Source organism: Pseudomonas azadiae, assembly GCF_019145355.1.
Classification (GTDB): Bacteria; Pseudomonadota; Gammaproteobacteria; order Pseudomonadales; family Pseudomonadaceae; genus Aquipseudomonas; species Aquipseudomonas azadiae.
This window is the reverse complement of sequence record NZ_JAHSTY010000001.1, coordinates 3,207,173-3,219,350: the sequence shown is the minus strand read 5'-3', so window position 1 is coordinate 3,219,350 and position 12,178 is coordinate 3,207,173. Positions and strand designations below refer to the sequence as shown.

The 12,178-nt window shown below is 60.2% G+C and carries 9 protein-coding genes; 5 read left to right on the top strand and 4 right to left on the bottom strand.

Annotated elements, in window-relative coordinates; translation table 11 throughout:
* Positions 1-52: 52 nt before the first annotated feature.
* The gene (locus KVG91_RS14655; RefSeq protein WP_169378968.1) at positions 53-1,354 is read right to left on the bottom strand and encodes an OprD family porin; all 1,302 of its coding nucleotides are present in this window, start codon (positions 1,352-1,354) and stop codon (positions 53-55) included.
* 410 nt (positions 1,355-1,764) lie between these two features.
* Here KVG91_RS14655 and KVG91_RS14650 point away from each other — a divergent pair, with 410 nt between their 5' ends.
* A complete protein-coding gene (locus tag KVG91_RS14650; RefSeq protein ID WP_169378969.1) occupies positions 1,765-3,852 on the top strand; it encodes a TonB-dependent receptor in 2,088 nt (695 codons plus the stop codon).
* Positions 3,853-4,030: 178 nt separating this feature from the next.
* On the opposite strand, the gene KVG91_RS14645 is transcribed toward KVG91_RS14650, so the two are convergent.
* The 3 genes from KVG91_RS14645 to KVG91_RS14635 all read right to left on the bottom strand — a co-directional run bounded on the left by KVG91_RS14645 (position 4,031) and on the right by KVG91_RS14635 (position 8,627).
* On the bottom strand, positions 4,031-4,246 hold the full coding sequence (locus KVG91_RS14645; protein ID WP_169378970.1) for a hypothetical protein: 216 nt from the start codon (positions 4,244-4,246) through the stop codon (positions 4,031-4,033).
* Positions 4,247-4,492: 246 nt separating this feature from the next.
* The gene (gene aguA, locus KVG91_RS14640) at positions 4,493-5,599 is read right to left on the bottom strand and encodes an agmatine deiminase (protein WP_169378971.1); all 1,107 of its coding nucleotides are present in this window, start codon (positions 5,597-5,599) and stop codon (positions 4,493-4,495) included.
* Positions 5,600-5,717: 118 nt separating this feature from the next.
* Positions 5,718-8,627, bottom strand: a complete 2,910-nt coding sequence (locus tag KVG91_RS14635; protein WP_169378972.1) for an aminotransferase — start codon at positions 8,625-8,627, stop codon at positions 5,718-5,720.
* Positions 8,628-8,779: 152 nt separating this feature from the next.
* Here KVG91_RS14635 and rfbB point away from each other — a divergent pair, with 152 nt between their 5' ends.
* From rfbB to rfbD, 4 genes are read left to right on the top strand one after another with little or no spacing between them, the layout of a single operon-like run.
* Positions 8,780-9,862, top strand: coding sequence for a dTDP-glucose 4,6-dehydratase (gene rfbB / locus KVG91_RS14630; RefSeq protein WP_169379039.1), 1,083 nt, complete (start codon positions 8,780-8,782; stop codon positions 9,860-9,862).
* Positions 9,859-10,749 (top strand): glucose-1-phosphate thymidylyltransferase RfbA, encoded by an 891-nt coding sequence (gene rfbA / locus KVG91_RS14625; protein WP_169378973.1) that lies wholly within the window; start codon positions 9,859-9,861, stop codon positions 10,747-10,749. The genes rfbB and rfbA overlap by 4 nt, the downstream gene beginning before the upstream one ends.
* Complete coding sequence (gene rfbC, locus KVG91_RS14620; RefSeq protein ID WP_169378974.1) at positions 10,730-11,275, top strand: dTDP-4-dehydrorhamnose 3,5-epimerase; 546 nt, start codon at positions 10,730-10,732, stop codon at positions 11,273-11,275. Before rfbA ends, rfbC begins: the two co-directional genes overlap by 20 nt.
* Positions 11,272-12,153, top strand: a complete 882-nt coding sequence (gene rfbD, locus KVG91_RS14615) for a dTDP-4-dehydrorhamnose reductase (RefSeq protein ID WP_169378975.1) — start codon at positions 11,272-11,274, stop codon at positions 12,151-12,153. Before rfbC ends, rfbD begins: the two co-directional genes overlap by 4 nt.
* Positions 12,154-12,178: the final 25 nt, after the last annotated feature.

The following is a 12,178-nucleotide window of genomic DNA, read 5'->3' as shown; positions in this document are numbered from 1 at the left end:
CCGAACAGTCGGGGTTTTTTATCGCCTGGCATCAGGCGCGACCTGCGATCAATCAGAAAACGTTGATCGGGTAGTCGGCGAACAGACGGATTTCGTTACCGCCGACGTTGTACTGGTCAGCATTGTTGGACACGCGCAGCCACGAGGCACGGGCACGCAGGCTCAGGTCTTTGGCCGGACCGCTCTGGACCACGTACTTGAACTGGTTCCAGATTTCACGCTCGGTGCCATCGCCACGGTTGGTACCGTCGTCGATGTTGGTACCGCGCACGTAGGCCACGTTGTAGGTCAGGCCCGGTACGCCGAAGGTGGCGAAATCGATGCCGTAGCCAAGTTGCCACGAACGCTCGTCCTTGCCGTTGAAGTCGGACCAGTAGGAGTTGGCCAACAGGATGGTGTTGCCACCGTCGCCAATGCCGCCATCGTTGCGGTAGCCGCCGTACAGGTAGCCGGTGTCACCGGTGCTGCGCTGGTGGGCGACGGTGAAGCTGTGCGGGCCAACGGCCCACGTGGCGCCCAGGCTCCAGATTTTGTTGTCGCGCGCGTCTTCGTCTTTCTGGTTTTCCAGGGCGAAGCGCTTGTCCAACTTGGTTTTGTAGCCGTTGAAGTCAAACGTCAGCGACTGCTTCTCCGGCAGGGCCAGCACGTAGTTGACGTTGACGTATTGCTTCTTCAGCACGTCCTCCATGTCGGAGGCGTACAAGGCCGCCGACAGGCTCTCAGTGAACTTGTAGCTGCCGCCGATGTAGTCGATGCTTTTCAGGCCACCGCTGTCGGTGCCTTCCATGCTCTTGCGCGCTTGTTTGGTGAAGTGACCGGCGTCCAGTTGCAGACCGGCGATCTCTTTGGAAACGATCGACGTACCGGTGTAGGTTTCCGACAACAGGCGGGAGTTGTCGTACTGCAACACAGGCACGGCCGGGAACTGATCACCGTACTTGAGCACCGTGTTGGAAACACGGAATTTCACGGCCGCGCCGCCTTTGGCGAGATCGTGTGGTGCCGAGCCAGGGTTGTTGGGAGTGCCGTTGCCCTGCTTGAAGAAGTCGATACCGCCCGCACCGGCGCGACCTTTACCGCCGTCCAGACGGATAGCGTATTGGCCGATCACGTCCACACCCACGCCCACGGTGCCTTGGGTAAAACCGGACTCGAACTTGCCGATGAAGCCCTGGCCCCATTCGGCTTTGTCTTGCTTGCCGTTCTTGTAGTCACGACTGATATAGGCGTTACGTGCAGCGACGTTCAGGTGACTGTCTTCGACAAAACCCTTGGACTGGTCCTGGTCGTTTGCCATGGCTGTCGATGCGCTCAAAATCCCCAGAGCGATCAGACTCATCCGTTGCTTCAACATTTTTTTGTATTCCTTATTTCTGGTTGAGTACGCGCTGTGACACCAGGCCCCGTGTCGCTTTTCTGGTGTCGACTGGTTCCGGAATAAAAAAGGCCCGCGGACGACTTAACAGGCCGCGAGCCTTTTTTATTGGATGAGTCATGGCGTTAGCCACAGGCGTTGGGAGCAATCCTAGTCGCGCGTTGAACTATGTGTCAATTTCGTGAATCGTCTGTATTTAGGCGAAATAAGTCTAAGGAACGGCTTATAGCGGTTCTGAAAGCGACAATAAACCGCAGCAAAAACCGCACGCAACACATCTAGTAACATATTTCAGACTTGATACGTTTGGTAATAGATAACGCACGCAAATGCAAAGCATTACTATTCGCGCGCGTTTTCCCTCCCTATCAATTCGGACACATTCATTCATGCCTGCCCTTCGCCTGACGCCCATCCACCTTGGGCTTTGCGTTCTGCTGTCTGCCGGTTTTGCCTATGGCGCCACGACGTTGCCCGAAACGTCGATCAGCGCCGAAGCTGACGAAGACGACCCGCGCGTCAAGGAAACCACCACGGCCACCCGCACCGCTACACCTGTGCGCTATGTGCCCCAGGCCATCGACTCAGTGAAGACCGAAAGCCTGCGCGCCTACGGCACCAATGACCTGGGCCAGGCGTTGAGCGGCATTCCGAACGTAAGCAGCGGCGCCGACACGCGCTTCGACAGTTTGCGCATCCGCGGTTTCGACGCGAGCAACGACTTCTACCTTGATGGCATTCGCGACGACAGCCAGTACATTCGCGACCTGCACAACATCGAGCGCATTGAAGTGCTCAAGGGGCCGGCAGCAGTGCTCTACGGGCGAGGCGGCCAGGGCGGGATCGTCAACCGCGTGAGCAAACTGCCGGCCGCCGATCGCAAGTCCAGCATCGAAGCCCAGGGCGGCAGCAACGATTTGCGCAGTCTGTATGCCGACCTCAGCACCGACCCCAGCGATGACATCAGCCTGCGCCTGAACATGGGCAACCAGGACAACAATAGCTTCCGTGATGGCGTCAGCGGCAATCGCCAACTGTTTGCACCGTCCATGAGCTGGCAGCTCACGCCGGACCTGAACTGGCTGGTGCAATACGAATACAGCCGCTACAACCGCACGCCGGACCGCGGTATTCCCGGCGTCAACGGCCGCCCGGCCGATGTGAGCCGCACCACCACCTATGGCGACAGCCGCGATTACATCGACGACAAAACCCAGTCGCTGCGCTCCAAGCTGGCCTACGAACTCAACGACAACTGGCAACTGCGCCAAACCCTGGGCGTGTTCAAGCTGGACAGCGATTTCGACAACACCTACCTCACCGGCTACACACCGGCGACCAACCGCGTCACGCGTCAGCGCTGGCAGCAGGACCTGACCACCCTCAATATTTTCAATAACGTCGAGCTGGAAGGTGGCTTCAGCACCTTCGGCCTGGAACACCGCCTGCTCACCGGTCTTGAGCTGGGCAGTCAGCGCCGCGACCCGAAGTTGTACACCGCGACCGCCGTCAACCGTGGCGGCCAGGCCGTGCCGAGCCTTGACCTCAACCAACCCAACCGCCACCTCAGCCACACAGGGCGGATGAGTGTCTCGAGCGATAACCACACCGAAGTCGAAAGCCGCGCGCTTTATGTGCAGGACCAATTGCGCCTGAACGATCAGTGGCAAGTGCTCGCCGGCCTGCGTTACGACCGCTTTGAGGTCGACACCAAGAACAAGCTGCTCGACACCCGGCAGGCCGTCAAAAGCCACAGCACCAGCCCGCGCGTTGGTCTGGTATGGACGCCGCTGGAGCATCATTCATTCTATGCATCGTGGAGCAAGACCTTTTCCCCGGCCGGTGGCGGCTTGATCGGCATCACCCCGAACGCCGCCGGCAGCGTCAACGACCTGAGCCCCGAGCTGACCAAACAGAAAGAAATCGGGGTCAAGAGCGACTGGTTGGACGACCGCCTGAGTACCACCCTGGCGGTGTACGAACTGGAGCTCTATAACCGTCGCACCAGCGACCCGCTGGACCGCACCATCACCCTGCTCAGCGGCCTGCAGCGCTCACGCGGCATAGAGCTGACCGCCACCGGCAAGATCATCGGCAATTGGTATGTACGCGGTGGTGTAGGTCTGCAGGATGCCAAGGTTGAGAAAGACAACAACGGCTTCGAAGGCAAACGCGTCAGCGACGTGGCCAAGCGCAACGCCAGCCTGTTCATCACCTGGAAACCGGAGATGGGCTGGTACGCCGAAACCGGTTTGACCCTGGTGGGTGATCGTTATGCCGACAGCCTCAGCACCGTGGTGCTGCCGGGCTATGGCCGTTGGGATGCGCTGGCCGGGTTCCGCCAGAAAGAATGGAGCGTCAGCGCGGCGTTGAACAATATCGCGGATAAAACCTACTACGCGTCGGCGACCAGTGTGGCGCAGATACAGCCGGGAGAGCCGCGCAGTGTGGTGATGACAGGTACGTACAGCTTCTAACCGGCTACCTGCGACAGCTGTAGTGAGCGGGCTTGTCCCGCGCCGGGGGGCGAAGCCGCCCTAAACCAGTCACCGCGTTTCCATCTGAAAAACGGTGGAACTTATTGGGGCGGCTTCGCCGCCCGGCGCGGGGCAAGCCCGCTCACTACAAGTCGTGTAGATAGTGATGTTGTTCTTTTTAGTTCTTCAACAGGTCGCACAACGCGTGCACTTCGTCCTCACTGAACAACCCCACCGGGTAACGTTCGGTCATCACGCTGCGCAAGTCCGGGTGCTGCCGGAGTTGTCGCGAGCCATTTTCCTTCAACCAGAGCGCCAGCGCATGGATCTCGTCGCCGTTGACCCGCAAGGGGTGGAACGTGCGCGTGTATATCGGGTTGATATTGGCATTCATTTCAGCGCTCTCTCCTACTGCGTGAGCGGCTAACTTACTCAAGGTTTATGACAGAACCGCGCAGTCATCATCCCCGGGCCACTGTGCCAACACCGATACAAGAGCTATGCCAATGTCTTGCCTTCCTAGGCCTGCGCGCACAAAAAAGCCCGCGGCCTTGCTGGGCTGCGGGCTGGCTGCGGGCTTACTGTCAAAGGTGAAACCAGGTGACACCCGGCTACTGTCACGACGCTGTTACAACCGCACTCAGTTTTTGTGCGGCGCCGGCTGCTGCTGGGTCAGACAGTGGATATTACCGCCGCCCAGTAACAGTTCGCGGCCTGGCACCATGACCACTTCGTGCTGCGGGAACAGGTCCTGCAGGATCGCCTTGGCCTGGCTGTCCAGCGGGTCGTCGAAGCTCGGCGCGATGATGCCGCCGTTGACGATCAAGAAGTTGACGTAGGAGCCCGCCAACCGCACGGTAGGATTGCGTTCCTGAGTGCCGTCAACCGGGTCGACACCGGCGCACTCCTCTTCGGTGGCATACAGCGGCCCCGGAATCGGCATTTTATGCACTATGAACGAGCGGCCCTGGGCGTCGGTGCTGCTTTGCAGTACGTCCATGGCGGCGTGGCAGCGCGCGTAGTTAGGGTCTTGCGGATCGTCGGTCCAGGCCAGCAGGACTTCGCCAGGGCGCACGTAGCAACAGAAGTTATCCACATGGCCGTCGGTTTCATCATTGAACAGGCCGTCCGGCAACCAGATGATCTTGTCCACCGCCAGGTTGGCGCTCAGCACCGCTTCAATCGCGGCGCGGTCCAGGTGCGGGTTGCGATTGCGGTTCAGCAGGCACTCTTCGGTGGTGATCAGGGTGCCTTCGCCATCGACGTGTATTGAACCGCCTTCCAACACAAAGCCTTCGGTGCGATAGCGCTGGGCGCGTTCGATTTCGAGGATCTTGCCGCCCACTTGCGCGTCGCGGTTCCACGGCGAATACAGGCCACCGTCAAAACCGCCCCAGGCGTTGAAGTCCCAATTTACGCCACGGACCTCGCCGCTGTCGTTGATCACGAAAGTCGGGCCGGTGTCGCGCACCCAGGCGTCGTCGCTGGACATTTCCACCACGCGGATGTTCGGCACATCCAGGCGCGCGCGAGCATTTTCGTACTGGCCCGCGGATACGGCGACGGTCACCGGTTCGAAACGTGCGATGGCCTTGGCCACCGCCACATGGGCGGCCTGTGCCGGCTTGCCGCCCAGGCGCCAGTTGTCGGGGCGCTCGGGCCAGATCATCCAGGTTTGCGTCTGTGGCGCCCATTCGGCAGGCATGTGGAAGCCATCGGCGCGAGGGGTGCTGTGCAGGGTGGTCATGGCGTTAAAGCTCCGACGGGGTATGGCCGACTTTATAACGGATAAAAATCGGCTTTAAAAGCATAATAAGATCGTAGGTGCCGATTACTACGTAAAATACTCGATACTAATCGGCAAGCTACCGTTGTTCATCCAGCGCCTTCGACAGCATATCGACGAAGAAATCCACGCTGCGTCTGGACGTGACCATCGGCGGCTTGATCTTGAGGATGTTCAAATAATCACCCGTGGGTTGCATGAAAATCCCCAGCTCCCGCAGGCGATCGCACAGCAAGGTGGTTTCTTCGGTGGCCGGTTCCAGGGTTTGCCGGTCGCGAACCAACTCCAGGCCCAGGTAAAAACCGGAACCATGCACGGCACCCACCAGCGGATGACGGTCGATCAGGGCTTGCAACCTGGCCTTGAAATGCCCGCCAACCACCTGGGCGTTTTCCCACAGCTTTTCTTCTTCCATGACATCCAGCACCGCCATGCCGATCCGGCAACTCACCGGACTGCCTCCCGACGATGAAAAGAAATACCCCTCAGCCTCCAGCGCTTCGGCGATTTCACGCCGGGTGATCACTGCGCCCAGCGGTTGCCCGTTGCCCATGCCCTTGGCCATGGTGATGATATCGGGCACCACGCCCTGCTCTTCGAAGCCCCAGAAGAAATTCCCCATGCGGCCATATCCCACCTGCACTTCGTCGGCGATGCACACGCCGCCGCGGGCGCGCACAAGCGCATACACCTGCTGCAAATAGCCCGGCGGCAACGAGATCCCACCGGCGTTGCCGTACACCGGCTCGCAAATGAAGCCCGCCAGTTGGCGTTTGCTCGCGGCAATTTTCGCCAGGTTGTGTTCCACGCTTCGTACGTAATCAGGCGCACTGTCCTGACCACGGAATTCGCCTCGATAGGTATTGGGCGCCGTTACCGGGTGCACCCAGTCCGGGCGACTGCTCAATGCCTGGGGGTTGTCGGCAATTGAGGTGGACACCGCATCCGCGGCCACCGACCAGCCGTGGTACGCCTCCAGCACACTGAGCATGTCGCGCCCGCCGCTGTAGGCCCAGGCCAGGCGGATCGCCAAGTCATTGGCTTCGGTGCCGCTGTTGACCAGGAACACTCGGTCCATGCCCTGCGGCGCCAGCGCCAGCAGACGCTCGGAAAATTCGGCAATCGCGGCGTAATGGAAACGCGAGTTGGTGTTGAGCAGCGACCACTGCCTCGCCGCCTCGGACGCCATGCGCGGGTGACCATGACCCAGTACCGCCACGTTGTTGAGCATGTCCAGGTACGAGCGACCCTGCATGTCGATCAGGTGGTTGCGCCAGCCGCGCTCGATGCGCGGTGGGTCGACGTAATAGTGCTTTTGCGAACGCGCGAAACTGGCGTCGCGGCGGGCCAGCAGCGCCTTGGGGTCCAACTCGGGTTCAGCGTTGCAGGCCAGCCCCAGGAGCGCTGCCGGCGAGGGGCACAGCGCCTGCCATGCCTGGGCTCGCGAAGGCGTGCAGAACAGCGGTGCCGGCAGGTCGGTTCGGCACAGTTGCACCGTCAGCGGGCCTTCGACCGTAGCGATCACCTGGTGCTTGAGCACGGCGGCGCCTGGCTGCAGCAGCGAATTGACGCCCCACAACCGCACGTCGGCATCGCTGCCGTGCAGACGCAGTTCGCCATCCACGCCCGGCCGTACGATGCCCGCAAATGGCGCTTCGACGGCTGTCCCCAACGGCACATGCAGCTCGACATGCAGCGGGAAGGTTTCTGGGTCAGCGCAGCTGTCAGGCCGGGTCCGCGATAACCGGTACTGTCCGTAGCGACTGGCCGCCAGGCCATGCACCGCAGCGGCCTCCTGCAACAAACGCTGGTCGATACCCGGTTGCTCCCAGTTACCCGCCTCGAAATGCGGGCTGAGCACACCCAGATCGATCAGCGCGAACTCACGGCCCACCAGCCCCGGCATCAATGGCGCGAAACCTTGACCGGCCAGCGTTGCCAGCGTTTGTCCGACGCTGCCTAGAATGGCCGCCTCCATCAACTCGAACGGCACTGACGTCGCTACATGGAAAATTTCCCACTCATGCTCGGCGTTTTTCAGCAGGTAGCTGTTATCCGGGTCCAGGCGTTGCTGCTGCTCGCTGCTCAACACCAGCACCGCTGCACGGGCGACGATCAGTGGCCACAACGCCTGCAACTCTTCGTGCTGCAACGGCGTCACCGCGTGACAGGCCTGGATCGCGGGCAAGATGGCAAACGGATCGCCCTCGGCATGGTGCAGCAACGCGGCGCAGGTCACCGACAGATCGGCAATGCGCCAGGTGTGCACCAGGTCGCCAAAGTCGATCACGCCCTGAAGTTGCCAGTGACGCTGCGCATCGCGCTGCCACACCACGTTGTCATCGGTGATGTCCATGTGCACCGCCTGCCACGGCAGGCGTTCGGCCAGGGGGCGAATACGCTGTTCGACCTGTTCGGCCACGTGTTCCAACGCCTGGCGATGGGGCAGGTTTTCCAGGTTTGCCAGCAGATGGGTAATCAGCTCGTGCGCATGGCGCGGGTCCCATTGCAGGGTGCGCTCAAGGCCCGGATGCTCGAACCGCGCCAGCGCCTGGCTCATCCGCCCGCACAGGTCGCCAAACCCTGCGATCACCTCGCGGCTCAAGTGAGGCAAATGGGTCAACGGCTGACCATCGATGTAGTCCAGCAGCCGCACGTGCAGGGTTTGACCCTTGACGGTCAGTGTCAGTAACTCCTCACCGGTCAAGGCCTTGATGACCCGTGGCACGCGCACATCCGCTTGGGCCTGCAAGGCATTGAGCGCCGCATGTTGGGCCTGCAATTCGACGGCGGCGTAGTCACCCCGGCAGATTTTCAGGACAAAGCGCCCGCGCGGACTGTCGACTCTGTAATTGAGGTCTTGCTGGCTGCCCAACGATTGCAAGGGGCCAGCGAGGCCGTAATGCTGCTCAAGCAACTGGGCCGCCTGATCGGGACCCAATTGCGGGCAGGGTAGACTGGCGCGATGGATCAGGGTGGCGAGCAACATGGACGGTGGCCTCGGTTTTTTTAGAGGTGTATATCGCCATTATTCAGGGGATTTACGCAACCCCCTGGCATACCGCGCTTGCGCGGCTGCGTCGCACAACTCAAGCTATGCCCCACTCGCTTGATCTTCGTCTTAGGAAAAGGCCCTCCGACATGCGCATTCTCATCACCGGTGGTGCCGGTTTTATCGGCTCTGCCCTGATCCGTCACCTGATTCAACACACCGAGCACGAGGTGCTCAACCTGGACAAGCTCACTTATGCGGGCAACCTGGAATCGCTGGCCAGCATCGCGGCCAACAGCCGTTATGAGTTCGTCCAGGCCGATATCATCGACCAGGCTACCGTCAGCGCCGTGCTGGCGCGCTTCGAGCCTCAGGCAATCATGCACCTGGCAGCAGAGTCCCATGTCGACCGCTCGATTGACGGTCCGTCGGATTTCATCCAGACCAATATCGTCGGCACCTACAGCCTGCTGGAAGCCGCCCGGGCTTATTGGCAAAAGCTGGCAGAACCCGCCAAGAGCGCCTTCCGCTTCCATCACATATCGACTGACGAAGTGTATGGCGACTTGCATGGCGTGGACGACCTGTTCACTGAAACCACGCCATACGCGCCCAGCTCACCCTATTCAGCCAGCAAGGCTGCGTCCGACCATTTGGTGCGCGCATGGCAGCGCACATACGGCTTGCCGGTATTGCTGACCAACTGTTCAAACAATTACGGGCCGTTTCACTTCCCCGAGAAGTTGATTCCGCTGGTGATCCTGAACGCTCTCGCGGGCAAGCCGTTACCGGTCTATGGTGATGGTTTGCAAGTCCGTGACTGGCTGTTCGTGGAAGACCATGCCCGCGCACTGCTTAAAGTTGTAACCGAGGGCGTCGTCGGCGAAACCTATAATATCGGCGGCCACAATGAGCAGAAAAACATCGACGTCGTACGTGGTATCTGCGGCCTGCTGGAAGAATTGGCACCACAACGTCCGTCCGGTGTCGAAAAATTTACCGACCTGATCACCTTCGTCAAGGATCGGCCGGGGCATGATCAGCGCTATGCGATCGACGCCAGCAAGATTGAACGTGAGCTAGGCTGGGTTCCTGAAGAAACCTTCGAAACCGGGCTGCGCAAGACCGTGCAGTGGTACCTCGATAACCTGGAATGGTGCCGCAGGGTCCAGGACGGCAGCTATCAAGGTGAACGATTGGGCAACACCGACATGAAGGATCTGATTGCATGAAAGGAATCGTATTGGCGGGCGGCTCAGGCACCCGTTTGCACCCCATTACCCTGGGCGTGTCCAAGCAACTGCTGCCGGTGTATGACAAGCCGATGATCTATTACCCGATTTCGGTGCTGATGCTGGCGGGGATCAAGGACATTCTGGTCATTTCCACCCCGGTGGATTTGCCGCAGTACCGCAACCTGCTCGGAGATGGCAGCCAGTTTGGCGTCCGATTCAGCTATGCGCAGCAGCCGTCTCCGGATGGCCTGGCCCAAGCCTTCATAATTGGTGAGGAATTTATCGGCGAGGATCCAGTGTGTCTGATCCTGGGTGATAACGTTTTTCATGGTCAGTACTTTGGCGACCAACTGCGTGCGGCTGCGAAACGCCCGTCCGGCGCGACGGTATTCGGTTACTGGGTCAAGGACCCGGAGCGTTTTGGCGTGATCGACTTCGACAAGGATGGCCGGGCCCTCTCCATTGAAGAGAAGCCTCTCAAGCCGAAGTCACCGTATGCAGTAACCGGTTTGTACTTCTACGACAACGATGTGATCGAAATCGCCAAAGCAGTCAAACCTTCGCCCCGAGGCGAGCTGGAAATTACAGACATTAACAACGCCTATCTCAAGCGCGGCGATCTGCATGTGGAGCGGTTCGGCCGGGGCTTCGCCTGGCTCGATACAGGCACCCACGACAGCTTGCTGGAAGCCTCGCTGTATGTGCAAACCATCGAACATCGCCAAGGCCTGAAAGTGGCGTGCCTGGAGGAAATTGCCTACCAGAGCCGCTGGATTGATCGTGAACAATTGCTAGAGCGCGCAAGATATTTTGGCAAGACCGGCTATGGTCAATACTTGCTCACCCTCGCAGGGGATAATCCATATGAATGTATCCGCCACTGAGTTGCCCGGTGTATTGATCATCGAGCCGAAGGTTTTTGGCGATGAACGCGGTTTTTTCTATGAGAGTTTCAATGCCCGGGACTTTGCCAAAGCCACCGGGCTGCAACAGCAATTTGTGCAGGACAATCATTCACGCTCGCAACAGGGCGTGTTGAGAGGCCTGCATTATCAAGTCGAGCACGCCCAGGGCAAGCTGGTGCGTGTTACCGCGGGTGAAGTGCTGGATGTGGCCGTCGACATCCGTCGCAGCTCACCGGCATTTGGCAAATGGGCCGGAGTGCGGCTGTCGGCGGATAATAGTCGCCAGCTGTGGATCCCCCCTGGGTTCGCCCACGGTTTTGTAGTGCTTAGCGAGTACGCCGAGTTTCTCTACAAAACGACCGATTACTACACACCCGCTGCCGAACGCTGTATTTGCTGGGACGATCCAGAGCTCAATATCGATTGGCAGCTCAACGGTCCCCCGACCTTATCCGCCAGGGATCAACACGGTAAAAACCTCAGAGACGCGGATCTGTTTCCATGACGGCACAGTTGAAAATCCTCATCACCGGCCAACACGGCCAACTCTCCCGTGAACTGCAACAACGCCTCCAAGGCCTGGGCGAACTCATCGTGCTGGGCCGTGACCGACTCGACCTGGCCGACCCCGAGCAGATCCGCCGGCAAATCCGCGCGCACCGCCCCGACCTGATCATCAACGCTGCCGCTCATACTGCTGTCGATCAAGCCGAAAGCGAGCCTGACCTGGCGTTTGCGATCAATGCCATTGGCCCCGGCGTGCTCGCCGAAGAAGCCAAGGCCCTGGGTATCCCGCTGATCCATTACTCTACCGACTACGTGTTCGACGGCAGCAAGCCGGCGCCCTACACCGAAGCCGATGCGCCGAACCCGCTGGGCGTTTATGGCCAGAGCAAACTGGCGGGCGAGCAGGCGATTGCGGCCGTGGGCGGCAAGTACTTGATCCTGCGCACCAGTTGGGTCTACGCGAGCCACGGCAAGAACTTCCTGCTGACCATGCAACGTCTGCTGCAGGAAAAGCCGCAGATACGCATCGTCGCCGACCAGATCGGCGCGCCGACCTGGGCCGGCAGTATCGCTGACAGCACCCGTGCGTTGATCGAGCGCTGGCGCGCCGGTGAGCCGGGGGCATGGGGTATCTATCACCTGACCGCCCAGGGCGAAACCTCGTGGTTCGGTTTTGCCACGGCCATCGGCGAGCAACTGCGCGAGCAGGGCAAAGCCTGCGCCGAATTGGAGCCGATCCCCTCCAGCGCCTACCCGACGCCCGCCCAGCGCCCACTGAACTCGCGCCTCGATTGCAGCCGCCTGCAGCAGCAATGGCACGTCAGCCAGCCGCAGTGGCAAGACGCATTGCGCGAGTGTCTTGCCGGGCAGCACTAGGCATAATGCGCCTGTACCCACAGGC